The 24,800-nt window shown below is 72.6% G+C and carries 26 protein-coding genes and 3 pseudogenes; 9 read left to right on the plus strand and 20 right to left on the minus strand.

What is annotated here, in order from left to right; translation table 11 throughout:
* Window positions 1–50: 50 nt before the first annotated feature.
* The 4 genes and pseudogenes from ACIBTS_RS04095 to ACIBTS_RS04110 all read right to left on the minus strand — a co-directional run.
* Window positions 51–1,121: pseudogene (locus ACIBTS_RS04095) on the minus strand (hypothetical protein); the annotation flags it as partial.
* Window positions 1,118–1,593 (minus strand): annotated as a pseudogene (locus tag ACIBTS_RS04100) (ATP-binding protein); the annotation flags it as partial. The pseudogenes ACIBTS_RS04100 and ACIBTS_RS04095, both read right to left, overlap by 4 nt.
* A gap of 88 nt (window positions 1,594–1,681) precedes the next feature.
* The gene (locus ACIBTS_RS04105) at window positions 1,682–3,784 is read right to left on the minus strand and encodes a phage holin family protein (protein WP_399316621.1); all 2,103 of its coding nucleotides are present in this window, start codon (window positions 3,782–3,784) and stop codon (window positions 1,682–1,684) included.
* A 117-nt stretch (window positions 3,785–3,901) separates the two neighbouring features.
* On the minus strand, window positions 3,902–4,303 hold the full coding sequence (locus ACIBTS_RS04110; protein WP_399316422.1) for a hypothetical protein: 402 nt from the start codon (window positions 4,301–4,303) through the stop codon (window positions 3,902–3,904).
* 84 nt (window positions 4,304–4,387) lie between these two features.
* On the opposite strand from ACIBTS_RS04110, the gene ACIBTS_RS04115 reads away from it, so the two are divergent.
* Window positions 4,388–5,161, plus strand: coding sequence for an MBL fold metallo-hydrolase (locus tag ACIBTS_RS04115; RefSeq protein WP_399316423.1), 774 nt, complete (start codon window positions 4,388–4,390; stop codon window positions 5,159–5,161).
* The gene (locus tag ACIBTS_RS04120) at window positions 5,158–5,790 is read left to right on the plus strand and encodes a DedA family protein (RefSeq protein WP_399316425.1); all 633 of its coding nucleotides are present in this window, start codon (window positions 5,158–5,160) and stop codon (window positions 5,788–5,790) included. The genes ACIBTS_RS04115 and ACIBTS_RS04120 overlap by 4 nt, the downstream gene beginning before the upstream one ends.
* On the opposite strand, the gene ACIBTS_RS04125 is transcribed toward ACIBTS_RS04120, so the two are convergent.
* From ACIBTS_RS04125 to ACIBTS_RS04140, 4 genes are all read right to left on the minus strand, one after another.
* On the minus strand, window positions 5,787–6,857 hold the full coding sequence (locus tag ACIBTS_RS04125) for an MBL fold metallo-hydrolase (protein ID WP_399316427.1): 1,071 nt from the start codon (window positions 6,855–6,857) through the stop codon (window positions 5,787–5,789). The genes ACIBTS_RS04120 and ACIBTS_RS04125 overlap by 4 nt on opposite strands.
* The gene (locus ACIBTS_RS04130) at window positions 6,854–8,101 is read right to left on the minus strand and encodes an aminotransferase class I/II-fold pyridoxal phosphate-dependent enzyme (RefSeq protein ID WP_399316428.1); all 1,248 of its coding nucleotides are present in this window, start codon (window positions 8,099–8,101) and stop codon (window positions 6,854–6,856) included. Before ACIBTS_RS04130 ends, ACIBTS_RS04125 begins: the two co-directional genes overlap by 4 nt.
* Window positions 8,102–8,366: 265 nt before the next feature.
* Window positions 8,367–9,146, minus strand: a complete 780-nt coding sequence (locus tag ACIBTS_RS04135) for a hypothetical protein (RefSeq protein ID WP_399316429.1) — start codon at window positions 9,144–9,146, stop codon at window positions 8,367–8,369.
* Between the two features lie 159 nt (window positions 9,147–9,305).
* On the minus strand, window positions 9,306–10,100 hold the full coding sequence (locus ACIBTS_RS04140; protein WP_399316430.1) for an RNA polymerase sigma factor SigF: 795 nt from the start codon (window positions 10,098–10,100) through the stop codon (window positions 9,306–9,308).
* Window positions 10,101–10,672: 572 nt separating this feature from the next.
* Here ACIBTS_RS04140 and ACIBTS_RS04145 point away from each other — a divergent pair.
* From ACIBTS_RS04145 to ACIBTS_RS04160, 4 genes are read left to right on the plus strand one after another with little or no spacing between them, the layout of a single operon-like run.
* Window positions 10,673–11,053: a DUF2795 domain-containing protein gene (locus ACIBTS_RS04145; protein WP_399316431.1), complete on the plus strand. Its 381-nt coding sequence runs from the start codon at window positions 10,673–10,675 to the stop codon at window positions 11,051–11,053.
* Window positions 11,053–11,754: a diguanylate cyclase gene (locus ACIBTS_RS04150; RefSeq protein ID WP_399316433.1), complete on the plus strand. Its 702-nt coding sequence runs from the start codon at window positions 11,053–11,055 to the stop codon at window positions 11,752–11,754. Before ACIBTS_RS04145 ends, ACIBTS_RS04150 begins: the two co-directional genes overlap by 1 nt.
* Window positions 11,755–11,790: 36 nt before the next feature.
* A complete protein-coding gene (locus tag ACIBTS_RS04155; RefSeq protein WP_079658570.1) occupies window positions 11,791–12,333 on the plus strand; it encodes a type 1 glutamine amidotransferase domain-containing protein in 543 nt (180 codons plus the stop codon).
* The gene (locus ACIBTS_RS04160) at window positions 12,333–14,462 is read left to right on the plus strand and encodes a catalase (RefSeq protein WP_399316435.1); all 2,130 of its coding nucleotides are present in this window, start codon (window positions 12,333–12,335) and stop codon (window positions 14,460–14,462) included. Before ACIBTS_RS04155 ends, ACIBTS_RS04160 begins: the two co-directional genes overlap by 1 nt.
* A 182-nt stretch (window positions 14,463–14,644) precedes the next feature.
* On the opposite strand, the pseudogene ACIBTS_RS04165 reads toward ACIBTS_RS04160, so the two are convergent.
* Window positions 14,645–14,899: pseudogene (locus ACIBTS_RS04165) on the minus strand (DUF6158 family protein); the annotation flags it as partial.
* A 66-nt stretch (window positions 14,900–14,965) separates the two neighbouring features.
* Here ACIBTS_RS04165 and ACIBTS_RS04170 point away from each other — a divergent pair.
* Entirely contained in the window at window positions 14,966–16,075 is a 1,110-nt protein-coding gene (locus ACIBTS_RS04170; RefSeq protein ID WP_399316437.1) for a Vms1/Ankzf1 family peptidyl-tRNA hydrolase, read from the plus strand.
* Between the two features lie 34 nt (window positions 16,076–16,109).
* Here ACIBTS_RS04170 and ACIBTS_RS04175 read toward each other — a convergent pair whose 3' ends face one another.
* Window positions 16,110–17,729 (minus strand): ABC-F family ATP-binding cassette domain-containing protein, encoded by a 1,620-nt coding sequence (locus ACIBTS_RS04175; protein ID WP_399316439.1) that lies wholly within the window; start codon window positions 17,727–17,729, stop codon window positions 16,110–16,112.
* A 98-nt stretch (window positions 17,730–17,827) separates the two neighbouring features.
* A complete protein-coding gene (locus ACIBTS_RS04180) occupies window positions 17,828–18,487 on the minus strand; it encodes a histidine phosphatase family protein (protein ID WP_399316441.1) in 660 nt (219 codons plus the stop codon).
* 285 nt (window positions 18,488–18,772) lie between these two features.
* Between ACIBTS_RS04180 and ACIBTS_RS04185 the strand changes: the two genes are divergently transcribed.
* Window positions 18,773–19,594 (plus strand): class I SAM-dependent methyltransferase, encoded by an 822-nt coding sequence (locus ACIBTS_RS04185; protein WP_399316443.1) that lies wholly within the window; start codon window positions 18,773–18,775, stop codon window positions 19,592–19,594.
* 42 nt (window positions 19,595–19,636) lie between these two features.
* Window positions 19,637–19,807, plus strand: coding sequence for a hydrophobic protein (locus ACIBTS_RS04190; RefSeq protein ID WP_079658576.1), 171 nt, complete (start codon window positions 19,637–19,639; stop codon window positions 19,805–19,807).
* A gap of 24 nt (window positions 19,808–19,831) precedes the next feature.
* Here the strand turns inward: ACIBTS_RS04190 and ACIBTS_RS04195 are convergent, their stop codons facing one another.
* From ACIBTS_RS04195 to ACIBTS_RS04235, 9 genes are read right to left on the minus strand one after another with little or no spacing between them, the layout of a single operon-like run.
* Window positions 19,832–20,116: a gas vesicle protein K gene (locus ACIBTS_RS04195; RefSeq protein ID WP_079658577.1), complete on the minus strand. Its 285-nt coding sequence runs from the start codon at window positions 20,114–20,116 to the stop codon at window positions 19,832–19,834.
* Entirely contained in the window at window positions 20,113–20,301 is a 189-nt protein-coding gene (locus ACIBTS_RS04200) for a gas vesicle protein (RefSeq protein ID WP_079658578.1), read from the minus strand. Before ACIBTS_RS04200 ends, ACIBTS_RS04195 begins: the two co-directional genes overlap by 4 nt.
* Window positions 20,298–21,104, minus strand: coding sequence for a GvpL/GvpF family gas vesicle protein (locus tag ACIBTS_RS04205; protein ID WP_399316445.1), 807 nt, complete (start codon window positions 21,102–21,104; stop codon window positions 20,298–20,300). Before ACIBTS_RS04205 ends, ACIBTS_RS04200 begins: the two co-directional genes overlap by 4 nt.
* Window positions 21,101–21,472, minus strand: coding sequence for a gas vesicle protein (locus ACIBTS_RS04210; RefSeq protein ID WP_327319042.1), 372 nt, complete (start codon window positions 21,470–21,472; stop codon window positions 21,101–21,103). The genes ACIBTS_RS04205 and ACIBTS_RS04210 overlap by 4 nt, the downstream gene beginning before the upstream one ends.
* Window positions 21,469–22,632, minus strand: a complete 1,164-nt coding sequence (locus ACIBTS_RS04215; RefSeq protein ID WP_399316447.1) for an SRPBCC family protein — start codon at window positions 22,630–22,632, stop codon at window positions 21,469–21,471. Before ACIBTS_RS04215 ends, ACIBTS_RS04210 begins: the two co-directional genes overlap by 4 nt.
* Entirely contained in the window at window positions 22,629–23,330 is a 702-nt protein-coding gene (locus ACIBTS_RS04220; protein ID WP_399316449.1) for a DNA primase, read from the minus strand. Before ACIBTS_RS04220 ends, ACIBTS_RS04215 begins: the two co-directional genes overlap by 4 nt.
* On the minus strand, window positions 23,327–23,590 hold the full coding sequence (locus tag ACIBTS_RS04225; RefSeq protein ID WP_399316450.1) for a gas vesicle protein GvpG: 264 nt from the start codon (window positions 23,588–23,590) through the stop codon (window positions 23,327–23,329). Before ACIBTS_RS04225 ends, ACIBTS_RS04220 begins: the two co-directional genes overlap by 4 nt.
* 7 nt (window positions 23,591–23,597) lie before the next feature.
* Window positions 23,598–24,359, minus strand: coding sequence for a GvpL/GvpF family gas vesicle protein (locus ACIBTS_RS04230; RefSeq protein ID WP_399316453.1), 762 nt, complete (start codon window positions 24,357–24,359; stop codon window positions 23,598–23,600).
* Entirely contained in the window at window positions 24,356–24,793 is a 438-nt protein-coding gene (locus tag ACIBTS_RS04235; protein ID WP_399316454.1) for a gas vesicle structural protein GvpA, read from the minus strand. The genes ACIBTS_RS04230 and ACIBTS_RS04235 overlap by 4 nt, the downstream gene beginning before the upstream one ends.
* Between the last annotated feature and the right edge of the window lie 7 nt (window positions 24,794–24,800).

The raw sequence follows: 24,800 nt of genomic DNA on the forward strand, positions 1-24,800 counted from the left end.
CGGGCGGACCCGTTTCCGGGTCCCCGGCCCCCATCCGATCACACTCCGCCTCACCGCACCCGGAACACCGGCCCCTGCGCGGTGAACGGCAGGTGACGGCCCTGCGGGATCAGGTAGGCGTGTTCGCGCCGCACCCGCAGGGTTTCGCACCAGCCGTCGGTGATGACGAGGAGGGGCGCGCCGGGCGGGAAGTCGTCGGCCCGGTGCAGCAGGTCGATGCCGGGCTGCAGGACCGTACCGCCGCGTCCGTGCACGCGGACCCGGCCGGCGATCTCGGTGACCGGCACGTAGCCCGCGTCGTGCGGGGCCGCGTCGCAGAACACGACCCGGGCGGCCGGGACGTCACGGGCCTCGGCGTACGAGGCGATCGCGCCGAGCGCGTTGCCGAGGAGGGTGCGGTCCATGGAGCCGGAGGTGTCCAGGACGACGCCGAAGGTTGGGGGTCCCCCCGCGTGAGCGAAGCCGAACGTGGGGGAGGGCGATCTCCCGGGCGGGAACCAGCGGCCGACGCGCGGGATGTCGGGGGTGGAGGCCTGACGGCGCGCGGGACGGGCGTACGTCCGCAGCAGCTCGGGGCGTGGCACGAACTCGTCGAACCAGCACGCCAGTTGGGCGTCCCAGGGCAGCGGCGGATGACTGAGGGCGCGGATATCCTCCACCAACCCGCCGGGCAGGAAGCCGCGTTCCTGCCGCTGGTGCAGGTCGAGGCCCTGGGCGAGGCCGCGGCGGTAGAAGCCGTCGAGGTCGACATAGTCGCCGGGCGGACCGAGCGGAGCGCCGAGGATGTCGCCGAGGCCCTTGCCGCGCAGGGTGGCCAGGCGCCGCATCCGGCGCAGGTCCACGGTGATGCGGTCGTAGACCTCGCCGGCGGACAGACCCGCCAACTCCGCTTCGTACAGCAGCCCTTCGGGCATGACGCCGACCTGCATCTCGCGCAGCCAGCCGTTGATGACGTAGTCGCAGGCGACGTTGAAGAGGTAGGGGTCGCGGGTGCCGCAGCGGTCGCCGTGGCGCAGGGCGGCGTGCAGCATCTCGTGGGCGAGGACGAACCGCCACTGTTCGTCGTCGAACGTGCGCAGCGGGTTGATGTAGATCTCCCCGGCTTCCGCGTTCACGGCGGCCGGGCGAGCGCGTTGTCCGTGGCCCGGTTCCCGGCGCCGATGTCGATCGAGCCCTTCGGCAGCTCGTAGTTGCCGATCCGGCGGTCGAGAATCAGCGAGTAGAACGCTTTCTGCACATCGGGCGTGGCCGCGTTCAGCTCGTCCAGGAACAGGCAGTACCGCTCGTCGCGGGCGATGGCCTCCGGCGGGCAGAACACCGACCGCCCGTCGCGGATCTGGGGGACGCCGATGAGGTCCTCGGGCGCGAGCTGCGTACCGAGCAGACTCACGCTCCCCCACTGCCTCAAGGGCGTGGGGGGACCCCCACCAGCCCGAGGGACTCGGCGAACTCCCTGACCAGGGAGGACTTTCCGAGGCCGGGGGCGCCCCAGAGGAACACCGGCCGCACCACGGCGAGACCGAGGAGCAGTTCGGGGACATGGGAAGGCGTGACGGTGACGGCAGCCTGCGAGGCAAAGGCTCCTCGGGGGATGCGGAAGGGGCGCGAGTGCGCGGGATCCGGAGACGACCGGCTCGGTACCGCCAGTGTGTGCGTACGGCTCCCCGGGCGCAGCCGATTTTCAGGCGGCGTGCTCCTCCGGGGCCGTTTCCAGTGGCACCTGGGGGCCGTTCGACTCGCGCAGCCAGCGGCGCAGGACGCGGTGGATGTGCTCCGCGCCGGTCAGCTGCTCGTCGTCCTCGACGGGTGCGGACAGGGCGAGCGGGGACAGCAGGAACGGTCTGGCCTGGGCGCCGCCGAGGCCGCCGTGGGAGCCGATCTGCTCCTCGAAGGCGAGGACCTCGCCGTCGGCCGGCTCGTGGAAGGAGTTGACCATGATGTCGGCGGTGTGCGGGAAGGAGTGGGTGCGGCGTACGGCGTCGGCCGCGCCGGGCCCGAAGGCGGCCAACGGGCCCGGGTCGCCGTCGAGTCGGTCGAGGGGGATCTCCGCGCCGTACGCGCCGAGGACGACCCCGCCGTGCTCCTCGCTGCGCACCAGCAGGAAGCCGATGCCGGGGTGGTTGGCGAGGGTGGTCAGCAGGGCGGGGTGGCGGGCGTCGATCTCCTCCTTGCTCATCCGGTGCGGCACGTCCGGGAAGGAGATCAGGCCCAGGTTCCCCGAGGCCAGCACGATCGGCTCCGAGCCGCGGCCGGAGGGGCGGTGGCGTTCGCCGCCCTCCTCGACGGGCCGGCGCAGCGCCGCGCGGACGGCCGCGCGGGCCTCGGCGCCGCTGTGGGTGCGTTCCGCCCTGCGCGGCACGGGCAGCCCGCAGCCCGCCCGTACCAGGTCGCCGAGGGTGAGGCCGTAGCGGGCGCGGAACGTTTCGCCGGGGCTCTGGCCGTGGTCGGACAGGACGACGATCCGGTAGGGGCGGGGCGCGTGCTCGGCGACGTTCTCGATCAGCGCGAGCGCCCGGTCGAGGCGGCCGAGGACCTGCTCGGTGTCCCGGCCGAGCGGCCCGGAGTGGTGGGCGACCTCGTCATAGGCCACCAGGTCGGCGTAGACGGCGGTGCGGCCGGCGAGCATGTCGCCCATCACGGCGGCCACCACCACGTCCCGTTCGACGACGGTCGCGAAGGCGCGGACGAACGGATAGAGGCCACCGCGGCCGACCCGGGGCCGTTCTCCCCGCAGCCGGGCGCGGGTGGACTGGGCGATCTCCCGGACGACCTCGGCGACGAACGACAGGGCGGTGCGCACGGCGTTGGCCGGGTCGGAGAAGTAGGCGAAGTAACCGGACCGCGAGCGGGTCTCCCGGCTGCGCCGGCGGGCGGCTATGGACAGCACGAGGGCCTGTTCGTCGGCGCCGCCGCTGAAGAGGTTGCCGCGGCTGGCGCCGTCGGCGGACAGCAGTCCGCCGTCCCCGGTGTGTTCGACGGCGCGGCGCTGGAGTTCGGCGGCGCTGGTGGGACGGTTGCAGACCATCACCTCCCCGCTGTCCTTCTCGTACCAGCGGAAGGCGGGCACGTCGTGGTTGCTGCCGTGCAGGATGCCGAGCTGGCTGGCTCCGGTCTGGCTGGACCAGTCGGTGTGCCAGGGGGTGAGGCGATGGGTGGGACGGTGTGCCGCGTCCTGGGCGTGGCCCTGCCGCGGCGGGCCGCCCAGCCATCTCGCGACCGTCGGCATCAGCCCCTTCCCCACGGCCGTGACCAGCACGTCGTGGCCCACGCCGTCGAGCTGGAGGAAGACGGTGCCGGGGGTGGCGGGGCAGGCGGGGCCGCCTCTTCGGCGGCGGTCGGCCAGGCGGTAGAGGCGGCGCCGGTAGGCGTCGTCGTCGCGCACGGCCAGGGCGCCGCCCGTCGCGGAGGCGACGGCGGACATCACGGCGGCCACGATGACGGCGGTCTCGGGGGCCGCCTCGCTCTGCCCGGAGGGGTTCAGCCGCAGGGCGAGCAGCAGCAGCGAGCCGTTGAGGAAGAACACCAGCAGGCCCAGGACGAGCGCCGGGACGAGCAGGAGGAGGCGCACCAGCAGCGGCCAGACCAGCGCCGACAGCACACCGAACACGCCGGCGCCGACGGCCGCGGTCATGGCGATGGTGGTGGCGCTGTCGCCGTCGGCGGACTGCAGCCGAAAGTCCGGCAGGATCCCCGCGAGCACCAGCATCGTGAGCGTGGAGACTCCCCACACCGCGACGCTCCGCCCTGCCTGGCTGACGGCGCGCCGCCACCGCAACCCACCCACGCCCACGCCCCGTACACCTCGCGTTCCGGCCCCGACGCCCGCGGGGGCCGCCCTCCACCTTGTCACATCGCGGTGACAGGCACCCCTGTGAGCACTGGTGCCGTCGCGGCCGGCGGCCTACCGCCCGTCGTAGCCGGCCGTCGGCATCGACAGCCGGCGGTGCACCCGGGCCTTCATCTGGGCGTCGTAGGCGGGCTCGGCGCTGCCGACCGTCTCCACGCGCACCCCGCGCCGGGCGCATTCCTCGGAGAACTCCTCCACGGACGACAGCGCGCTCTCCAGCACCCGGCGGCTCGGCGCGACGAACAGGTCGACACCGGGCCGGACCCCGTCCCACAGCACGCAGTGGTCGGCGCGCAGCCCGCGCACCAGCAGCTCGCGGCCGACGACGTATCCGCGTTCCGCGGCCCACCGCGCGCACATCGCGTGCTGGCTGCGGGAGTCCACCAGGAAGGGATCGTCGTCCAGTTCCTCCAGCGGCGTCAGACTCGCGATCGCCGTGACCCGCATCGGTCCCATGGCGTCCCCCTCACCTCCGGGTTTCGCCGCCGACCCTACTCCTGCCCGTAGGCTTCGGGGGAGTCGCGCGAAGGAGGCAAAGAGGTGCCGGTGGAGATCACCTGGTGGGGTCACGCCACCTGCACGATCGAGGATTCGGACGTGCGTGTGCTCACCGATCCCCTGTTCGCCCGCCGTCTGGCACATCTGCGTCGCCGCCGGGGCGCGCTGCCACCGCCCGGCGCCCGGCGCGCGGACGTGGTGCTCGTCTCCCACCTGCACGCCGACCATCTGCATCTGCCCTCGCTGGCGCGCCTCGCGCCGGGCACGCGCCTGCTGGTGCCCCAGGGTGCGCCGCGCGCCGTCCCGGGGCTGCGGCGCCTGCGCCACCTGCGGCTGAGCGAGATGGCGCCGGGCGACGAGAGAACCGTCGGCCCGGTACGGATACGGGCCGTGCCCGCGCGCCACGACGGGCGGCGGCTGCCGGTCGGCCGGCACCACTCCCCCGCGCTCGGGTACGTCGTCGAGGGTGAGGCCCGGACCTACTTCGCCGGGGACACCGGCCTGTTCGAGAACATGGCCGAGGAAGTCGGGCCGGTCGACGTGGCGTTGCTGCCGGTGGGCGGCTGGGGGCCGTATCTCGGCGAGGGGCATCTGGACGCGGGGCGCGCGGCGGAGGCGCTGGCCCGGCTGGCGCCGCGCAGCGCGGTGCCGGTGCACTACGGCACGTACTGGCCGATCGGCATGGACGCCGTGCGCCCCCATGAATTCCATGCGCCCGGCGAGGAGTTCGTGCGGCTCGCGGCGGAGCGTGCGCCGGCGGTGGTCGTGCACCGGCTCGGGCACGGGGAGAGCGTGCGCGTGGAGGTCGCACGGTGAGGTGGTGGCTCGCCGCCGCGGCCGTGACGTCCGTGCCGGCGTCGCCCGCGCAGCAGGCCCTCGGCTATCCATCGCTGTTTCTGCTGGTGCTGATCGGAGCGCTGGTGCCGGTGGTGCCGACGGGGGCGCTGGTGAGTTCGGCTGCGGTGGTCGCCTTTCATCAGACGGCGCCCTTCGCGCTGGCCCTGGTGTTCGTGACGGCGTCCCTGGCGGCGTTCTGCGGGGACGCGGCGCTGTACTGGCTGGGGCGGCGCGGGATGCGGTCGAAGAACGGCTCGCGCTGGCTGGAGGCGATCCGCTCGCGGGCTCCGGAGGAGCGGCTGGTGCAGGCGCAGGAGAAGCTCGCCGACCACGGCACGGCGGTGCTGGTCCTGTCCCGGCTGGTGCCGGCGGGCCGTATCCCGGTGATGCTGGCCTGTCTGATGGCGAAGTGGCCGCTGCGCCGCTTCGTCCGGGGCAACCTCCCGGCGTGTCTGGCCTGGGCGGTGACCTACCAGCTGATCGGGATCCTCGGCGGCTCGCTGTTCGCCGAGCCCTGGGAGGGCGTGGTCGCCGCGGTCGCGCTGACCTTGGTGGTCGGCGCGGCCCCGAGCGTGTGGCGCCGGGTCAGGGGAACCCGGACCGCCTAAGGCGTGCTGCGCAACACCCGGGAGCCTCCCACCGGCAGGTCCCACAGGTTTTCCCGTTCCAGCCCGGCCTTCTCCCAGGCCGCACGCACGCGCGTGAGGGGTTCCAGAACGGGCTCGGCGGAGAGCACGAAGGTGGCCCAGTGCATCGGGGCCATGCGCCGCGCGCCGAGGTCGAGGGCGGCGCGGACCGCCTCCTCCGGGTCGCAGTGGACGTCGCTGAGCCACCAGCGGGGGTCGTAGGCGCCGATGGGCAGCAGGGCGAGGTCGATGCCGGGACAGCGCTGTCCGATACGGGAGAACCAGTGGCCGTAGCCGGTGTCCCCGGCGAAGTACAGACGCCGGCCGTCGGGGGCGGTGAGCACCCAGCCGCCCCAGAGGGAACGGCAGGTGTCGGTGAGGCTGCGCTTGGACCAGTGGTGCGAGGGCACGAAGTCGAAGCGGACGCCGGACAGTTCGGCCGCCTCCCACCAGTCCAGTTCGGTGACGCGGGTGAACCGGCGGCGCAGGAACCAGCGGCCGAGCCCGGCCGGCGCGAACACCGGTGTGTCGCGCGGGAGCCGGCGCAGCGTGGGGGCGTCCAGGTGGTCGTAGTGGTTGTGGCTGATGACGACGGCGTCGACGGGCGGCAGCGCCTCCCAGGGCACGCCGACGGGGGTGATGCGGGCCGGGGTGCCGATGATGCGGCGGGACCAGACCGGGTCGGTCAGGATCGTCAGGCCGCCCATGCTCACCACCCAACTGGCGTGTCCGGCCCAGGCGACGGCGATCGTGTCGGCGTCCACGCGGGGCAGCGGGGCGGGCTCGAAGGGGAGCCGGGGGATGTCGGCGAGGCCCTCCTTGCCGGGCCGTACGGAGCCCTCGCGGGCGAACCGGGCGAGGGCCTTGAGGCCGGGCAGCGGCGAGGTCAGCCGGTGGTGGAAGGTCCGCGGCCACACCCGCCGCTCCCCCAGCGGGCGGGGTGGGGAGAGCGGCGGGACGGGGGGTGCGAGCGGGGGCGGGGGGGCCGGGGCGTCGGCGTCCTTGGTGGTCACCGTGCCGGTGGTGGTCGACTCGGACTGCTGCGTCATCGAGGAGGCTCCCATCGCTGAGCGTCGTCACGGAGATCGTCGAAGACCGACCTCAGATGCATCAACGCGCGTTGCACGTGTGGCAGTTCCAACGGGGTGGGCGAGGTGAGGCATTGCGTGCGCTGCGCGTGCGTGCCGTCCAGCAGCATGCCCGTGGACAGCCGGACGCGCAGCGCCCCCAGGTCGTCGCCGAAACGGTGGCCGCCCGGTGCGGGCATGCCGAGCCGGGTGGAGAGGAAGTCCTCCAATTCCTGTGCGTCGCCCACGCCGTGCGCGGCGAGCGCGTCGCGCAACGGGCCGAGGTCGACGTACAGGTGACGGCCGGCTTGCGGCGGCCGGACCAGGGCGCCGGCCGCGACCACGGTGGCGTGCGCGGCGGCGGCCACGCGTGCGTGCAGGCGTACGGCCGCGGCCACGCGCGCGGTGACCGGGGCGGGCTCGGTCAGGGCGTACGCGGCCGCGGCGGCGACCGGTGCGGCCACGCGCGCGTCGAGGGCGGTGAGGACGTCGAGCACACGCGCGTGCAGGTCGTCGCCGGCGGCCGAGGCGGGGAACCGGGCGACGGCCGCGGGCCAGCCGGTGGGCAGCAGCGCGCCGGCGAGGTCGCTGACGACGGTGACCCGCTCGGGCAGCATCTCTGCGGGGCTGACCGGCACCGTGTCGTGCGGGGCGTGCAGCGTGTCGCGCCAGGTCTCGTCGCTGACCAGGTGCAGCCCCTCGGCCGCGGCGGCCTCCACCGCCTCGTGCAGCACCTCGGGCGGCGCGACGGTGGCGGTGGGGTCGTCGGCGACGGACAGCACCAGCAGCCGGGGGTCCCCGCCCTCGGCGCGTACCCGGTGCACGGTCTCCAGCAGGGCGTACGGGTCGGGGACGCCCCCGCACTCGGCGGGCGTCGCCACGTGGAAGACGGGCCGGCCCAGCAGCCGCGCGTACGGCGCCCACCAGGCCGTGCAGGGCCGGGGCACCAGGACGTCGCCACCGACCGCGGCGGTCAGTGCGAGCAGCAGGGCGGGGGCGCCGGGTCCGGCGACGCCCCGCCCCGGTTCGACGGGGGCGCCGCGCCGGGCCCAGTAGCCGCGGGCGGCGTCGAGGAGGGCGGGGCCGCCGCCGATCGGCTCGCTGTCGGCGCGGCCGGCGGCGTCGGCGAGCACCGCGGCGAGTTCGGGCAGTACCGGCAGGCCGTCCGGGGGGAGCGGCGGGCCGTAGCGGACGGGTCCGTGGTCCTCCGGTGCCGTCCGCCGCATGGGGTCCTCCGCGCAGTCCGTCCCTGGTGCCGTCCCGGGCGGCGTCCCTGGTGCCCTGTGCCGTTCCCGGCCGCCGGACGTCGTGGGCCGGGAGGTGCGTGGGGTGCGGGACGTCTCGTACGGGGCTCGGCGGTCGTGCGGGGCCGGGCGCTCGTACGAGGCAGCTCGTGCCCCAGTGCTCTGAGTACCCACTGGGCCCGGTGCCCATGGCTGCCCCCGCGCGTTGCGCCGGTCACAGCGCGGGCGGGCCGGCTCTGCGGCGGGGTCAGGCGTCCCCCGCGGGGTGCCGGCCGCGCAGCCGGTGCACGGCGGCGCCGAGCGCGCCGACGATCAGCAGGCCACCGGCGGCGAGCGCGGGGACGGAGTCGGTGAAGGCGCCTCCCCCGCCGGCCTGGACGCCGTGTTCGACGGTCGCGGGCGGGCAGCCGTTCTCGTGGGACCCGGTGGCGCGCGGCTGGGGCTCCGGCTCGGGCCGGGCGCACGGCGGGGTGGTGCGGCAGGCGTCGGTGCGGGTCGGGGAGACGCCCTGCGGCTGTGCACACGGCCGGCTCGTGGCGCAGGACGCCCCGGGCTCCGTGGTGCACGGCTGTGTCTGTGGCTGGGTCTCGTGCGTCTCGCCGCGCGCGACGTCCAGGGTCGCGCGCCACGGCTTGCCCGGTGCGCCGGGCGCGGCCGGGCAGGTGCCGTCGACGGTCCAGGGGGCGTCCGGTCCGGCCGCCCCCGGACTCACCTCGAGATCGGCGGCGGGGGCGATCCGGGCGGTGCCCCGGTAGGCGGGCCCGGCCGGAGCGTCGTCGTCGCCGGGGACCTTGCTCAGCCTGACGGTGCCGTCGGCGAAGGCCTTCGAGGTGGCGTCGAGGCTCTCGGGCGCGGCGGCGGTGAGGGGGCCGCAGGTGACGGACACGGTGACGCTGCCGCCCGGGGCGACATTGCCCGGGCTGACCTCCACCGCCGGGTCCGCAGCCGCGGCCGCGGCCGGAGCGACGGCGACCAGGGCGGTGCCGACCACCGCGAGGGCGGAGAGGAAGTGGGCGGTGCGACCCATGGAACGGCTCCTTCGGCCGACGGCTGCGGGGTGGGGCGTTGCCGCCCCACAGCCATCACAGCCCGAGGGCACCCGGGGCGCGCGCGGCCGGACGCCATTGGCGGGACGCGAGCCCCCAACCGGGTGACCTCACCGGCCCGGGCACTCCAGGGGCTCCCGTCACGCGGCGTCGTGCAGGACCTGTTCGCGCAACCGGTGACAACACCGGTTGATCAGCCGGGACACATGCATCTGCGAGATCCCCAACTGCTCGGCGATCCGGCTCTGCGTCATGTCGCCGAAGAACCTCATGTACAAGATCGCCCGCTCCCGCTCGGGCAGCGCGGCGAGCCGCAGCCGGACCGACTCCCGGTCGACGACCGTGTCCAGCGCCGGGTCCGCCGCGCCGAGCGCGTCGCTCAGCGAGTAGCCGTGCTCGCTGCCGGGCAGCTCCGCGTCCAGCGACAGCGTGCTGAAGCTCTCCAGCGCCTCCAGCCCGGTCCGGACGTCCTCCTCGCTCAGCTGCGCGTGCTCGGCGAGCTCGGTGACGGTGGGACGGCGCCCGGAAATCGTCTGGGACAGATCCTGGCCGGCGAAGCGCACACGGTTGCGCAGGTCCTGCACCCGGCGCGGCACGTGCAGGGTCCACATGTGGTCACGGAAGTGCCGCTTGATCTCGCCGGTGACGGTGGGCACGGCGTAACTCTCGAAAGCGTTCCCACGCTCGGGGTCGTACCGGTCGACGGCCTTGACCAGGCCGAGGGCGGCGACCTGGCGCAGGTCCTCGAAGCTCTCACCGCGGCTGCGGAAGCGTCCGGCCAGGCGGTCGGCCATGGGCAGCCAGGCCTCGACGATCTCCCCGCGGAGTGCGTCGCGCCGGGGTCCCGGGGGCAGGGCGGCGAGCCTGCGGAAGGCGTCGGCAGTGTCGGGGGCGTCGTCGTGCGGGTGGTGCTTCGCGTTCGCTCGGTTCGGCATGGGACGTAGCAACTCCCTTGCGAGTGCTCTGAGTTGGCCGGTAACCGTGGAAGCGCGGCAACAGCCCGACCGGGCCTGCCGGGGCCTGCGAAGTCGCGGCCTCCCACGGACGTGCCTCCGGTCCGAAGCACTGTGGCTGCGCCTGCCCCCGCCCCTCGCCCCCAAACACCCGCCCAGGTTTCCCGACGCCCGCCGGGGTCACTCGTAGCGGATCGGTCGTCGCGGGTCGGTCGTCGCGGGTCACGGCCCCGCTCACCCCTGCCCTACGACTCCCCGCTGCCCTACGACTCCCCGCTGCCCTTCGAGCCTCCCCGCTGCCCTTCGAGCCTCCCCGCTGCCCTTCGAGCAGCTGGAGGCCACGGCCGCGTCGATCCTCAGGGGAGACGCCGACCGCGGCTCCATGATCCGGCAGGGCTTCAAGGCGAAGGCGCAGGACTTTCTGCCGGGGCGGGAGACCAGGTAGTCGGCCGGAGCACGGCAACTCTCACCTCTCCTGCGCCCCGAGCCCGTGTCGGCTCCCCGTCCTCGGGTACGCGGGGTCCACCGGCGAAGATCTGGAGGGAGCGACAGACATGCAGCGAGGCAGTGACCGGCTGAGCGTGCACCGGGACGACGAGATGAAGCACGAACTGCAGGGCCTGCTGAGGTCCGGACATCCCACACGGACCGAGGAGTGGCACGACCCGGAGCCGTCCGCCGAGGACGACCCCGAGGTCTGGGGCGGACCGGTGGTGCCGGGGAACTCCCGGGCGTCGCTGGCGACGGTACGGCTGGAGCTCGCCCGGATCCTGGGCCGCAGCTCCTTCCCGGCGGGGCCGGGCGCGCTGGCCGTGGGTCTGCGCCGCAAGAACGCGCCCGACGCGCTAGTGGAGGCGGTGCGGCGGCTGCCGCACCGGGACCGCTACGTCAATGTTCAGGAGCTGGCAGAAGCACTGGTCGGGGGCGGCGGCTGATGGGTGGTCCGGACCGGCCCGCCGGAGTCGCCGCCACGGGCTCCGCCGTGGACGTCGGCGAGGCGACCACCCGCTATCTGCTGTACGGCCTGCTGCCGAGCTGGTTCGTGCCCGGTCTCGCCGACTGGGCGATGCACCGGCGCACCCGGATCGAGGACACGGCGGGCACCAGGGAATCACTCATCCACTCGCTCATGATGGCCGAGGTCGGCGTCCCCATCGCGTTCACGCTGCGTTACGAGGTCAACCCGCTGCTGCTGTCCGTGCAGCTGGCGGGCGCCGCCGCGCACGAGGCGACCGCGCTGTGGGACGTGCGGACCGCCGTGCACAGCGCACGCGAGGTCAAGCCCGTCGAGCAGCACATCCACAGCTTTCTGGAGGCGCTGCCGTTCGGAGCGCTGTCCGCCCTGGTGTGCCTGCACGCCGACCAGGTGAAGTGCCTGCTGCGGGGCGGCAGGGGCGATGCGCACGCGTGGCGGCTGGTGCCGCGCAGGCGCCCGCTCTCGCCCGGCTATCTCGCGGGCATCGCCGCGGCGGTCGGCACCTGCGTAGCCCTGCCGTACGGCGAGGAGCTGCTGCGCTGCGTGCGCGCGGCCCAGGCCAGGAAACACGCGGCCCGGACGGAGAAAAACGCGGGCGCGGCGAAGAAACAACGGCAACAGCGTGCCGGGGCCGACTCGGCCCACCGGCAGGCCGTGTGACGACCGCGAAAGACACAGAAAGGACGTTGAACCCTCATGCGCATCGCGTTTCTGACGGCGCCCGAAGGCGTCGAGCAGGTTGAGCTCACCGAGCCCTGGCAGGCGGCGGTGGACGCGGGCCACGAACCCGTCCTGGTGTCGACCGAATCCGGCGAGATCCAGGCGTTCCATCATCTCGACAAGGCCGACACGTTCATGGTGGACGAGGTGGTCGGCGAGGTGCCCGCGGAGTCGTTCGGCGGGCTGGTCCTGCCGGGCGGCGTCGCGAACCCCGATTTCCTGCGCACCGACGACCGGGCCGTGGCGTTCGTCAAGGAGTTCTTCGAGCAGGGCCGCCCGGTCGCCGCGATCTGCCACGCCCCGTGGACCCTCGTCGAGGCGGACGTCGTACGGGGCCGGGTGCTGACCTCGTGGCCGAGCCTGCGAACGGACATCCGCAACGCCGGCGGCTCTTGGGTCGACGAGCAGGTGAACATCTGCGACCACGGCCCGAACAAGCTCGTCACCAGCCGCAAGCCGGATGATCTGAAGGCGTTCTGCGAGGCGTATCTGGACGTGTTCGCCAAGGAGGCGAGCTGATGGACGCCACCCCGTTCCCGGACGACGACGACCGCAAGCAGGAGCAGCGGAAGGCGTTCCGGGCCGAGGACCCGGCCGGCGGGCCCCTCACCACCGACCAGGGCGTGGCGGTCGACCACACCGACGACTCGCTCGCCGCGGGTGAGCGTGGTCCGACCCTGATGGAGGACTTCCACTTCCGGGAGAAGATCACTCGCTTCGACCACGAGCGGATCCCGGAGAGGGTGGTGCACGCCCGGGGCGCGGGCGCGTACGGCTACTTCGAACCGTACGAGTCCTGCGCGGAGTTCACCCGCGCCGCCTTCCTCCAGGACCCGGCGGTCCGCACGCCCGTCTTCGTGCGGTTCTCCACCGTGCAGGGGCCGAGGGGCTCCGCGGACACCGTGCGGGACGTGCGCGGCTTCGCGACCAAGTTCTATACGTCGGAAGGCAATTACGACCTGGTGGGGAACAACTTCCCGGTCTTCTTCATCCAGGACGGCATCAAGTTTCCCGACTTCGTGCACGCGGTGAAGCCGGAACCGCACAACGACATCCCCACCGGCGCCTCCGCCCACGACAGCCTGTGGGACTTCGTCTCGCTCCAGCCGGAGACCCTGCACGCCATCATGTGGCTGATGTCGGACCGGGCGATCCCGCGCAGCTACCGCATGATGCAGGGATTCGGCGTGCACACCTTCCGGTTCGTGGCCGCCGACGGGCGCGGCACGTTCGTGAAGTTCCACTGGAGGCCGAAGCTGGGCGTGCACTCGCTGGTGTGGGACGAGGCCCAGGAGTGCCAGGGCCGCGACCCGGACTTCAACCGGCGCGACCTGTGGGACGCGATCGAGGCGGGCGAGTACCCGGAGTGGGAGCTGGGTGTCCAACTGGTGCCCGAGGAGGACGAGTTCGCGTTCGACTTCGATCTGCTCGACGCCACGAAAGTCATCCCGGAGGAGCAGGTGCCACTCCGGCCGATCGGCCGGATGGTGCTGAACCGCAACCCGGAGAATTTCTTCGCCGAGACCGAGCAGGTCGCCTTCCACACGGCGAACGTGGTGCCGGGCATCGACTTCACCAACGACCCGCTGCTCCAGGCCCGCAACTTCTCCTACCTGGACACCCAGTTGATCCGGCTGGGCGGCCCCAACTTCAGCCGTCTTCCGGTGAACCGGCCCCTGGCGCCGGTCCGCAACAACCAGCGTGACGGCTACCACCAGAGCACGGTCCACCGCGGCACGAACTACTTCCCGAACTCCCTCGGCGGCGGCTGCCCGGCGCACGCGGGCGTCGACGGAGAGGCGTTCACGCACTACACGGAGCGGGTCGGCGGCGCCAAGATCCGCCGGCGCAGCCCGAGTTTCCAGGACCACTACAGCCAGCCGGCCCTCTTCCTCCACAGCATGACGGACTGGGAGAGGCAGCACATCGCGCAGGCGTTCCGGTTCGAGCTGGGCAAGGTCGACGCGCGGACGGTGCGCACCCGTACGGTCGGGGAACTGGCCAAGGTGGACGCCGAGTTGGCGCGTGAGGTGGCGCACGGCATCGGCGTCCCGGACCCGTCGGGGACGGAGCCGGAGCCTCAGTACAAGCTCACCTCCCCCGCTCTCAGCCTGGAGTCGGAGTCGCTGCGCGGCGACGGTTCGATCCGCACCCGGCAGATCGCGGTCCTGGTGACCGACGGGGTCGACCCCGAGCAGGTGACGTCGGTGCGCGAGGCGCTGGCCGACGAGGGCGCGATCGTGGAGGCGCTGGCGGCGACGGACGGTGAGGTGTCGGGCGCCGACGGTGAACTGTATACGGTCGACCGCGCGCTGCCGACCGTGGCCTCCGTCCTGTACGACGCCGTCCTGCTTCCCGGCGGCCCCACGGGCACTCCGCCGATCACCGCCGACCCGGACGCCATGCGCTTCGTACGGGACGCCTACCGGCACGGCAAGCCGGTCGGAGCCCTCGGCTCCGGCGTGGGCGTGCTGTCGGGGCTGCACCTGGAGGGGGTACGGCTGTCCACCGAGTTCCACCGGGTGGTGGCCGACCAGGGCGTGGTCACGGACACCTCGCCGGGCACCGCGAGCCCGGAGTTCGTGCGGGAGTTCGTGACCGCGATCGCGGCCCACCGGCACTGGAACCGACCGCCGGTGGGCTACTGATCGCCCATGGGCGGCGGTGATCGTGCCTGGGCCGCGGTCGGCGGTCCACAGGCGGCGCGAGCGGCCGCGCGGCGGCTCCGGGGGGCTCAGGCCTCGCCGGGGCCGCCCGCCGTTCCCGGGCCCCACTTGCCGGCCGGAGTGCCCGCCGGAGCGTCCTGCGTGGCCGTGCGGCCGCCGTCCGCCCCGGCGGCCCGCTCCCTGGCGCCCTCGCGGGTGCGGCCCGGGGAGACGAAGCGGCGTGGGTTGCGGCGCAGGTACTCGCCCTCCAGCTGGGCCATGCGGTCGTTGTGGGCGCGCAGGGCGCCGTTCGAGCCGTACAGCAGGGTGTCGTGGCGCGTGCGGTGGATCGTCTCCAGCTCTTTCATCAGCTGCTGGTCGTCCAGCCGGTCCGGGTCGACTCCGGTCATGGTGGTGCCCCGCTCGTCGTGTTCGTCCATACGGTTCGGGTACCCGCCCGGGAAACACTGCCGGCACTACCCCCGAGCGGCATCCGGGAGGGAGCCATGGATCTCGCGTTTCTGCATCCACTGTACGAACATTCCGGCCCCTGGGCCTCCGTGTACGTCGACACCTCCCGTCACACGGAGAACACGCCTCACGAACGTCACCTCACGGCCGCCGCGATGGCCCGTGAGCTGGCGCGGCAGGGCGCCGACGACGCCACCTGCCGGGCCGTCGAGCAGGCGATCGAAGGGCTGGGCCACTCCTCCGAGCCCCACGGGCGGGCCCTGTTCGCCCGGGCCGGTGAGGTCGTCCTCGATCCGGCGCTGGCCGCCCGGCCCCCACAGGGCGACCATGCGCAGTGGGCGCCGCTGCCGCGGGTCGCGCCACTGCTGGAGCTGGCCGACCAGGACCCGGTGTGCGTGGTGGCGTACATCGACCGCAAGGGGGCGGACTTCGAGCTGCGCACCCCGTTGGCCCGGGAGAAGGTGGACACGGTCTCCGGCCGGCAGTATCCCGTCCACCGCACGTCGACGGCCGACTGGTCCGAGCGGCACTTCCAGCTCAAGGTCGAGAACACCTGGGAGCACAACGCGGCGGAGATCGCGGATGCGCTCAGCGTCTGCCAGGAGGAGACCCGCGCCGATCTGCTGGTGCTGGTCGGCGACGACCGGGAGCGGCGGGCCGTGCACGAGCGGCTGCCGCAACGGCTGCAGGACCGGGTGGCCGAGATGGGGCACGGCGCCGGCAGCCGGCTGCTGGACAAAGACGTGGAGGCGGCCCGGGCCGAGCATGTGCGCGCCCGCGCCGAGGCCGAACTGGAACGTTTCCTCGCTGCCCGCACCCCGGACGAGGCGGGGCACGCCGGGGCGGTGGAGGGCGTGCCGGCGCTGGTCGAGGCGGCCCGTGAGCACCGTATCGACGAGCTGCTGATCCGGCTGGACGGCCCCGACGCCCACCGCGAGGTGTGGATCGGCGAGGACCCGGACCAGCTGGCGGTGCGCCGTACGGAGCTGAAGACGCTCGGCGAGCAGCACTCCTGGGCCGCGCGGGCGGACGACGCGCTGATCCGGTCGGCGGTCGCCACGGACGCCAGCGTACTCGTCGTACCGCCCGAGGCGCCCGAGGAGGCGCCGGTGGGCGGACTCGGCGCGCTGCTGCGCTGGAAGTAGCCCTGCGTCCAAGCCGCCCGACGTCGAAGCGGTCCTACCGCGCCCGCTCCACGCGCCGTTCGTCCCACACCGGCTCCGGTGTCTCCCGGACCCGGCCGTCGCTGCCGAAGACCAGGTAGCGGTCGAAGGAGCGGGCGAACCAGCGGTCGTGGGTGACGGCGAGGACCGTGCCCTCGAAGGCCTCCAGGCCCTCCTGGAGGGCTTCAGCGGACTCCAGGTCGAGGTTGTCGGTCGGCTCGTCGAGAAGCAGGGCCGTGACGCCCTCCAGTTCGAGCAGCAGGATCTGGAACCGGGCCTGCTGGCCGCCGGAGAGCCGGTCGAAGTTCTGCTCGGCCTGCTGGGTCAGTTCGTAGCGGCGCAGCCGGGACATGGCCGCGCCCCGGTCCTGGGAGTGTTCCTTCCACAGGATGTCCAGGAGGGTGCGGCCCAGGAGCTCGGGGTGGGCGTGGGTCTGGGCGAAGTGCCCGGGCACCACGCGCGCGCCGAGCTTCCACTCCCCCGTGTGCGCCACGGTGTCGCCGGCCAGCAGGCGCAGGAAGTGCGACTTGCCCGAGCCGTTGGAGCCGAGGACGGCGACCCGCTCGCCGTAGAAGACCTCCAGGTCGAAGGGTTTCATCAGGCCGGTGAGCTCAAGTCCCTTGCAGGTGACGGCCCTTACCCCGGTACGGCCGCCCTTGAGGCGCATTGTGATGTCCTGCTCGCGCGGCGGCTCGGGCGGCGGTCCTGCCTCCTCGAACTTGCGCAGTCGGGTCTGGGCGGCCTGGTAGCGGGAGGACAACTCATGGCTGATGGAGGCGGCCTGACGGAGGTTCAGGACGAGCTTCTTCAGCTGCGCGTGCTTCTCGTCCCAGCGGCGGCGCAACTCCTCGAAACGGGCGAAGCGTTCACGGCGGGCGTCGTGGTAGGTGGCGAAGCCGCCGCCGTGCACCCAGGCGTCGGCGCCCGCCGGACCGGGCTCCACGGAGACGATCTTCTCGGCGGCACGGGAGAGGAGTTCGCGGTCGTGGGAGACGAACAGGACCGTTTTACGGGTCTCCTTCAGCCGCTCCTCCAGCCACCGCTTTCCGGGCACGTCGAGGTAGTTGTCCGGCTCGTCGAGCAGCAGCACCTCGTCGGTGCCGCGCAGCAGCGCCTCCAGCACGAGCCGCTTCTGCTCGCCGCCGGAGAGGGTGCGCACCAGGCGGAACTGGGCCTTGTCGTAGGGGACGCCGAGCGCGGCCGTGGTGCACATGTCCCACAGCGTCTCGGCCTCGTACCCGCGCACCTCCGCCCAGTCGGCCAGGGCCTGCGCGTACTGGAGCTGGGCTGCCTCGTCGTCGACGGTCATGATCGCGTGCTCGGCCTTGTCGACGGCCCCCGCGACCTCCTGGATGCGGGGCGGGGCGACGGAGACCAGCAGGTCGCGTACGGTCGTCTCGTCGCGTACGGAGCCCACGAACTGGCGCATGACCCCCAGGCCGCCGGTGACGGTGACGGTCCCGCCGTGCGGTTTCAGCTCCCCCGAGATCAGCCGCAGCAGGGTCGTCTTGCCGGCGCCGTTGGGTCCGACCAGGGCCACCACGGCCCCTTCACCGACCCGGAAGGACACGTCGCCGAGCAACGCCCTCCCGTCGGGGAGGTAGTACTCGAGGTGCGCGGCTTCCAGGTGTCCCATGGTGAGGCATTCTGCGCGGCGCCCGCGGGATGCGGCAAACCGTTATGGGCGCAGGCCGGACAAGGCGCGGGCCCGTGCGCGGGTCGCCGCCCCGCCCGTCAGCCGTCGGCGTCCTCCACCGACCGGCCCGCCGGTCCGGCCTCGACTGCGGGCACCACGGTCGCGCCCGCCCAGGACAGGGCCTTCCAGCCGTCGGCCGGGGAGCCCTCCAGGACGACCGTGCCGGTGTTGGCGAGGCGGTGGGCCGCGGCAAAGGAGACGTCGACGTTGTGGGCGCGGGCGGCCGACCAGGTGCGGATCGCGGCGCCGTGGCTGACCAGGGCGACGGCCCCGGCGCCGCTCGCCGCGGCCTCGGCGACCACGGCGTCGTACCGGGCGAGGAACTCGGCGCCGCTCTCCCCGCCGGGCATGCGCAGGTCCACGTCCCCGGCCGCCCAGGCGAACGCCGTGCGCATGTAGAGCTCGCCCTGTTCGGAGTCGCCGGGGAGCATCTCCAGGTCGCCCGCGGAGATCTCCCGGAGCCCGTCGCGGACGAGGACGTCGAGGCCGCGCGCGGCGGCCAGCGGGGCGGCCGTGAGCCGGGTGCGCACGAGGGTGGAGACGTAGAGGGCCTCGATGTCCTCACCGGCGAGGGCCTGCGGCAGGGCGGCGGCCTGCCGCCGGCCGAGTTCGGTGAGGCCGGGGCCGGGCACGGCGGTGTCGAGGAGGTAGTCCACGTTCGTGGGGGTCTGGCCGTGGCGGACGAGCAGCAGGCGCATGCAGTGACCCTCCGGTGGCGAAGCCGCGGTCGAAGCCGCCCCCGCCCGGGAGACGGCCGCTTCAGCGTACCCGGAGCCCATGGGTCCGGATATCGGCCCCATCGTCTTGGCGCCGAGGGCCCGTTTCACCTCGCCCCACGCCTGCTGACACACCGTCACCCCACACCTGCTGACACACCATCAGTCCGTATATCGAAACGATCAGTCTCACCATGCGGCCGTCGGCGTACGGTGAAGACACCGGGGACGCGGTTCGGTCCCGGTCCGTCGAGAAGGGGTAGAGCCATGCCGAAAGCACAGGAGACCGCCGTCTACACGCACGGACACCACGAGTCGGTGCTGCGGTCGCACACCTGGCGGACCGCCGCCAACTCCGCGGCCTATCTGCTCGGTTCGCTGAAGCCGCACATGAAGATCCTGGACATCGGCTGCGGACCGGGCACCATCACCGCCGACCTGGCCGCCCTGGTCCCCGAAGGGCACGTCACCGGCGTCGACCACGCGCCGGCCATCCTGGAGCAGGCGCGGGCCACGGCCGACGAGCGGGGTCTGACGAACATCGACTTCGCGGTCGCCGACGTGCACGCCCTGGAGTACCCCGACGACACGTTCTGCGTCGTCCACGCCCACCAGGTGCTCCAGCACGTGGGCGACCCCGTACAGGCGCTGCGCGAGATGCTGCGGGTGACGAAGCCGGGCGGGTACGTCGCGGTCCGCGACTCGGACTACGCGGCGATGACCTGGTACCCCGCCTCGCCCGGCATGGACGACTGGCTGGACCTGTACCGCAGGGTGGCGCGGGCCAACGGCGGCGAGCCGGACGCCGGACGCCGGCTGAAGTCCTGGGCGCTGGCCGCCGGGGCCACCGACCTCACGGCCACCTCCGCCACCTGGACCTTCAGCACCCCCGAGGAGCGGGCCTGGTGGAGCGGTCTGTGGGCCGACCGCACCGTGGCCTCGGCGTACGCGGAACGCGCCACGCAGGGCGCTCACGCCACACAGGAGCAACTGCGCGCCGTCTCGGCGGCCTGGCGTGAGTGGGGGCAGCACGAGGACGCCTGGTTCAGTGTCCTGCACGGAGAGATTCTGTGCCGAAAGAGCGCCTAAATCCTGGATTCCGGGAAACCCGTAATCCAGGAGGTTCACACTATGGTTCCCATCTTGCTGGTACTGCTGCTGGTACTGATTCTTTTCGGTGCCGGATTCGCAGTGAAATTGCTGTGGTGGATCGCGATCGCGGTTCTCGTCGTCTGGCTGCTGGGATTCCTCTTCCGCGGGACCTCAGCGGCGGGAGGCAGGGGACGCTGGTACAGGTGGTGAGCTGATCCGGGGCTTTTCGAAGCGTCATTCCCGGGGAAGCAGCGGTCCGAGCGGCCCGAGGTCCAGATTAAGGTCCTCGGGCCGCAGTCCGTAGCGGTCGCGCAGCTCGGCCATGCGGTCGTCGAGCAGCATCAGGGTGAGCCCGATGCGCTCCTCCTGCTCCTCGCTCAGATCACCTGTGTCGAAGCGGCGCAGCGCCTGCCGTTCCATCAGCTGACGCAGCAGTTCCACCACGGTCAGGACGAGTTTCACCAGGTCGCGCTCGACGGTGTCGGGCTCGAGGTCGAGACGCCTGCGTCGGTCGGTCACAGCAGCTCCCCCCACGGCGAAGGCACTTGTTCGTTCACCGAGCTGATCAGCGCGTTCAGGTCGATGCGGACGAGATCGACGTCCGCGATGCGCAGGGTGATGTCCCCTGTGACGACGACCCCGCCGGCCAGCAGCCGGTCGAGCAGGTCGACGAGGGCGACCTCACGGCGCTCCACGACGGTCATGTCCCCTCCCCCGGCCACGCCGCCCCGGACTCCGCGGCCGACTCCGCATCCCCCGCGGACTCCACAAAGGAATAGGCGGCCCACGGTCCGGTGAGTTCCACCCGCATTCCGGATTCCTCGCCCTTGGTGCGATCCACGATTTCCACGAATTCCTCGGATTCGGCGCGCGGCACGAGATAGGCCGCGTTCAGCACATTCGGTCCCGAGATCTTCGACAGGGCCGGATTCTGCGGCGGATGGAGGCGGGCGTCGTCCGCGTGCGCGGACAGGGTCGCGTGCAGGCGTCCGGCGAATCGCTCGGCACGCTGCCAGGTGTCCTCGTGCTCCCGGGCCCTCGTACGCCGCTGCATCAGGTAGTCGCGGCCCGAGGCGGGCTTGGCCGTCGTGGGCTCGGCCTCCCGCGCCTGAGGCTCGACGTAGACCTTCACACCCCACTCGACCCGTCCCGCGAGCCGCTCCAGGGTGCGTCGGAAGTCGTCCTCGCGCTCCTCCATCATCACGCGGACGCCACTGTCGTCCCGGAACACGGTGGCGAGCCGGAGCGGCAGCGGCGTGGTGACGGCGGTGAGGGCGTCGATCACCTGCTGGTGGGCACGGGCGGTCTCGGTGAGCCAGTCCAGGTCCTCCAGATGGCGGCGGAGCGGCTCCTCCGCGAAGTCCCGCTCCGGCACATGGCTGACCACGGCGATCAGACCGTGGTGGGTGAGCAGTCTGGGCGGATCGCCCGCCACGCCCGACAGATCGGCCTGGAGCGGCGCGCCGAGGGGGTGGCAGACGGCGTACACGTAGCGCAGTCCGGTCACGGGGACTCCTCTCGGACGTTCCTACGGGCGGTCCGGGGCGCTTCCTCCCGGGCAAGGCCCGGCTCCAGTTCCTCCAGTCGCGCCAGTCGCTCCCGCAACTCGGCGTTCTCCCGCGCGAGCTCCTTGCGCCGGGCGCCGGAGGACAGGGCCGGGTCGTCCTCCCACCAGTCGATGCCCATCTCCTTCGCCTTGTCGACGGAGGCGACGATGAGGCGGAGCTTGATGGTGAGCAGCTCGATGTCGAGCAGGTTGATCCGGATGTCGCCCGCGATGACGATGCCCTTGTCGAGCACGCGTTCCAGGATGTCGGCGAGGTTGGCCCCGCTGCCCTGGCCGTACGGCTCCGGAAGCCGGCTCGGCATGCTCATCGCCGGCTACCGCCCTTGGCGTAGGCTTCCTCGTCCTCGGGCTCCTCCTCGTCGTACTCCTCGTACTCGCCCTCGGCGCCCTCGGGCTCGACCTCCTCATCTTCCTCCTCGTACTCGCCCTCGGGCTCCTCCTCGTCCTCTTCTTCCTTGACCTCGGCGTCCGGGCTCTCGGCCTCAGCCTCGGCCTCGTACTCCTCATCGTCCTCCCGGCCGCCGTCCTCGGCATCCCGCGCCTCGGCACCCTCCTCGGGCTCGCCGTTCTCCTCGCTCTCCTCGGCGACCGCGTCCTCGTGGGAGGTGACGACCTCGCCGTCGCGGATCTCACCGCGCCAGCCGTCCTCCGCCTCCCCCTTGATGGTGATGAAGCGGGCGAAGTTCTTCAGGTCGAGGCGGACGCGGCGGCCCTGGGCGCGCCAGATGTTGCCGGTCTTCTCGAACAGGCCCGAGGGGTAGTACTCGATGACCAGCACGACACGGGTGAGGTTCTCGGCCAGCTCGTGGAAGGAGACGACGCCCTTGGTGGTGCCCTTGGCGCCCTCCGACGTCCAGGCGATCCGGTCGTCCGGCACCTGTTCGGTGGTCTTGCCCTTCCAGCTACGGTTGGACCAGAAGATCTTCGCCTGCCAGTCGCTGGTGGTGTCGTCGGCGCGGTTCGCGCTCTTGACGCCCTTGGCGAAAATGCTGAAGTCCTTGTACTGCGTCCACTGGTCGTAGGCGGTGCGCAGCGGTACGCCGACATCGATCGTCTCCATGATCACGGTCGGCTTCTTGCCCGCGCTCTTCTTGCCCTTGCCCCCGCCGAGGCTCTTCAGGGCGCCGGTCACCTTGTCCTTGGCCCGGGAGGCGCCGAGCTCCAGCGCTGAACGAAGCGGTCCCTTGCCCTCAGCGATCTTCCTCCCGGCGCCGAGGGCGAGTTTGGCGAAGCCCGGGCTGTTGCCCTCGGCGATGTCGGTGAGTTTGTCCGTCGTCTCCCCGAGCTTGTGACCGACGCCGGTCAGCGCGCGCGTGGCCTGGGCCGCGAGGTACTCCTGCACCTCTTCCTTGAGCCGGTCGGCGGCTTCGCTGTGGGCCACTCCGGAGAGCATGTTGCCGTCGACCGCCTTGCCGGCGCCGGAAGCCGCGGACGTGGCGGACTTGGCGGATCCGAGTGTCTCGGTCATCGGTCGCCGCCTCCCTTCGACCGCCGGGCCCGGGAGGGGGTACCCGAGGCGGTCCTCGATGCGGTCCTCGCGCCCGTCCTCCCGGCCGACGCGGTCTTCTTCGTGGCCGTCCTGCGGGCCGGGGCCGAGGCCTTCTTGGTGGGCGCCTTGTTCGTGGGGGCCTTCTTGGCCGCCTTCTTCGCCGGCGCCTTCTTCCTCGCCGTCTTCCCCGGCGGCTCCTCTTCCTCTTCCTCTTCCTCTTCCTCTTCCTCTTCCTCCTCCTCGTCCTCCTCCTCAGAGGTGTCCTGCGGCTCCTCGTCCTCGCCTTCCTCAGAGGTGTCCTGCGGCTCCTCGTACTCCTCGTCCGCCTCCTGGTCACCGTCCTCGTCCGTGCCGGGCACGACGCCCGCGAGCTGGTCGCGCACCTGGGAGGTGCGGCCGTGCAGCCGGTCCGCGAGCGCGTCCATCTGCCGCTCGACCATGGCGCCGGAGGCGGCCTTGCCGACCCCGCGCAGATCCTGGCGCAGCTGGTCCCCGATCTCCTTGAACTGCGGGTTGTCCCGCAGCTGCTGGGAGAGAAGGTCCCCGAGCGCCCGCGGGGTCAGGTTCAGCTTCTTGCCGGCCACCATCGAGCCGATGGCGAGGGCCATCTTCAGTTTCTTGGTACGTCCGAGGACGTATCCGGCCCCGACCGCGAGGCCCAGTCCCACTCGGTTCATCTTGCCCACCCATCGTCCGTTCCCGCGCTCCTGCGCGTCGCGATCTCCAGCCGGTCGAGAAGCTCGTCCTCCTGCCGGGAGAACTCCTCCTCGGTGATCTCGCCTGCTTCCAACCGCTCCTCCAGCCGGGCGAGTTCGGTCCGGACCGTGGCCGGGTCGTAGTAGATCCGCTCGGCTTCCTGGAGCACCTGTCTGATCACCCAGCCGCTGCCGCGCACAGGGGCGAACGGCAGCAGGAGCACCTCTGAGATGAGTCCCATCACGCACCTACTCCGTGGCAGGATCCGCAGGTACGGCCGGATCCGCCGGACCGGGTTCGACGAAGCTGTACGGCGGCAGCGGCCCGTTGACCCGCACTTCGAGGTGCGGACGGCTCTTGCGCAGCTCCTCCGCGGCCTCCAGGAAACCGGCCGCCCCGTCCCGGTCCACCAGGAACGAGACGTTGACCAGCCAGCCCGTGGACTCGGGGCCCAGGGCGGTGGCCGCGGCCAGCGGCGTGAGGTGGTGCTGCACGTCGGCCGCGTCCTCGGCCTCCTTGGCCTTGACCGCGGCGGCCACCATCTCGCCCAGCTGCAGCCGCTGCTCGTAACTGCCGCCGCCCGACTGCCGGTTGGCCTCGGCGAGCGCCCGTAGCTCGGGGCTGTCGGCCATCACCTGGTGCAGGACGGCCTCCTCGACGTGCGAGGCCTTGACGTTGTACTCGACCTTGCCGTCGAGGGCGTCCAGCCGCTCGATGTAGTGCTCGGCGCGCTCGGCGAGGACCCCGGTGACGGAGCTGTCGTCGGGCGCCACGCTGCCGAACCGCATGGGCAGCACACAGCCGGCCGCGCCGGTCTCGGCGAGCACGTTCTGGTGGGCGAGCAGTTCCCTGCGCTTGGGTCGCAGCCCCTCGGGGGCGTCGCTGACGACGGCCGCCAGCTCGCCCTCCTTCAGCACGCGCACCGGCAGCGGCGGGTCGCCGACGCCGGCCAGACCGTCGGGAAGGGCCGGGTGCGAGCTCGCGACGATGCCGTAGACGTACGTACTCACTCCTCTTCCTCCTTCCGGCGCGAAGCGGTGCTCTTGCGCGGACGCTGCCTTGGCTCCCGCTCGCGCTCCCCCGAGCTCTCGTCACGGGCCTGCTTGAAGGCGTCGGACACGGTCTCCGCGGCGCCGGCCAGTGCGCCCTTGGACTTGCCGCGCGCGCCGGACTCGGTGATCTCACCGACCAGGTCGGGCAGGCCCGGGCTCTTGCGCGGCCCCGCCTCCAGGTCGAGCCGGTTGCACGCCTCGGCGAAGCGCAGATAGGTGTCGACACTGGCCACCACGACCCGTATGTCGATCTTGAGGATCTCGATGCCGACCAGGGAGACCCGCACGAACGCGTCGATGACGAGACCCCTGTCTAGGACGAGCTCCAGCACGTCGTAAAGGCCGCTGGAGCCCCCTCCGCCGCCGGTCTGTTGTGCCGGGACAACGGTCATGTCGACC

Source organism: Streptomyces sp. NPDC050121 (assembly GCF_044460385.1).
Classification (GTDB): Bacteria; Actinomycetota; Actinomycetes; order Streptomycetales; family Streptomycetaceae; genus Streptomyces; species Streptomyces soliscabiei.

Coding starts and splice junctions, on each gene's coding strand:
- ACIBTS_RS04110 (WP_399316422.1), bottom strand. CDS start 4,303: ATGGGACCGATGCGGGTCACGGCGATCGCGAGTCTGACGCCGCTGGAG.
- ACIBTS_RS04125 (WP_399316427.1), bottom strand. CDS start 6,857: ATGACGCAGCAGTCCGAGTCGACCACCACCGGCACGGTGACCACCAAG.
- ACIBTS_RS04130 (WP_399316428.1), bottom strand. CDS start 8,101: ATGCGGCGGACGGCACCGGAGGACCACGGACCCGTCCGCTACGGCCCG.
- ACIBTS_RS04135 (WP_399316429.1), bottom strand. CDS start 9,146: ATGGGTCGCACCGCCCACTTCCTCTCCGCCCTCGCGGTGGTCGGCACC.
- ACIBTS_RS04140 (WP_399316430.1), bottom strand. CDS start 10,100: ATGCCGAACCGAGCGAACGCGAAGCACCACCCGCACGACGACGCCCCC.
- ACIBTS_RS04145 (WP_399316431.1), top strand. CDS start 10,673: ATGCAGCGAGGCAGTGACCGGCTGAGCGTGCACCGGGACGACGAGATG.
- ACIBTS_RS04150 (WP_399316433.1), top strand. CDS start 11,053: ATGGGTGGTCCGGACCGGCCCGCCGGAGTCGCCGCCACGGGCTCCGCC.
- ACIBTS_RS04155 (WP_079658570.1), top strand. CDS start 11,791: ATGCGCATCGCGTTTCTGACGGCGCCCGAAGGCGTCGAGCAGGTTGAG.
- ACIBTS_RS04160 (WP_399316435.1), top strand. CDS start 12,333: ATGGACGCCACCCCGTTCCCGGACGACGACGACCGCAAGCAGGAGCAG.
- ACIBTS_RS04170 (WP_399316437.1), top strand. CDS start 14,966: ATGGATCTCGCGTTTCTGCATCCACTGTACGAACATTCCGGCCCCTGG.
- ACIBTS_RS04175 (WP_399316439.1), bottom strand. CDS start 17,729: ATGGGACACCTGGAAGCCGCGCACCTCGAGTACTACCTCCCCGACGGG.
- ACIBTS_RS04180 (WP_399316441.1), bottom strand. CDS start 18,487: ATGCGCCTGCTGCTCGTCCGCCACGGCCAGACCCCCACGAACGTGGAC.
- ACIBTS_RS04185 (WP_399316443.1), top strand. CDS start 18,773: ATGCCGAAAGCACAGGAGACCGCCGTCTACACGCACGGACACCACGAG.
- ACIBTS_RS04190 (WP_079658576.1), top strand. CDS start 19,637: ATGGTTCCCATCTTGCTGGTACTGCTGCTGGTACTGATTCTTTTCGGT.
- ACIBTS_RS04200 (WP_079658578.1), bottom strand. CDS start 20,301: ATGACCGTCGTGGAGCGCCGTGAGGTCGCCCTCGTCGACCTGCTCGAC.
- ACIBTS_RS04210 (WP_327319042.1), bottom strand. CDS start 21,472: ATGAGCATGCCGAGCCGGCTTCCGGAGCCGTACGGCCAGGGCAGCGGG.
- ACIBTS_RS04215 (WP_399316447.1), bottom strand. CDS start 22,632: ATGACCGAGACACTCGGATCCGCCAAGTCCGCCACGTCCGCGGCTTCC.
- ACIBTS_RS04220 (WP_399316449.1), bottom strand. CDS start 23,330: ATGAACCGAGTGGGACTGGGCCTCGCGGTCGGGGCCGGATACGTCCTC.
- ACIBTS_RS04225 (WP_399316450.1), bottom strand. CDS start 23,590: ATGGGACTCATCTCAGAGGTGCTCCTGCTGCCGTTCGCCCCTGTGCGC.
- ACIBTS_RS04235 (WP_399316454.1), bottom strand. CDS start 24,793: ATGACCGTTGTCCCGGCACAACAGACCGGCGGCGGAGGGGGCTCCAGC.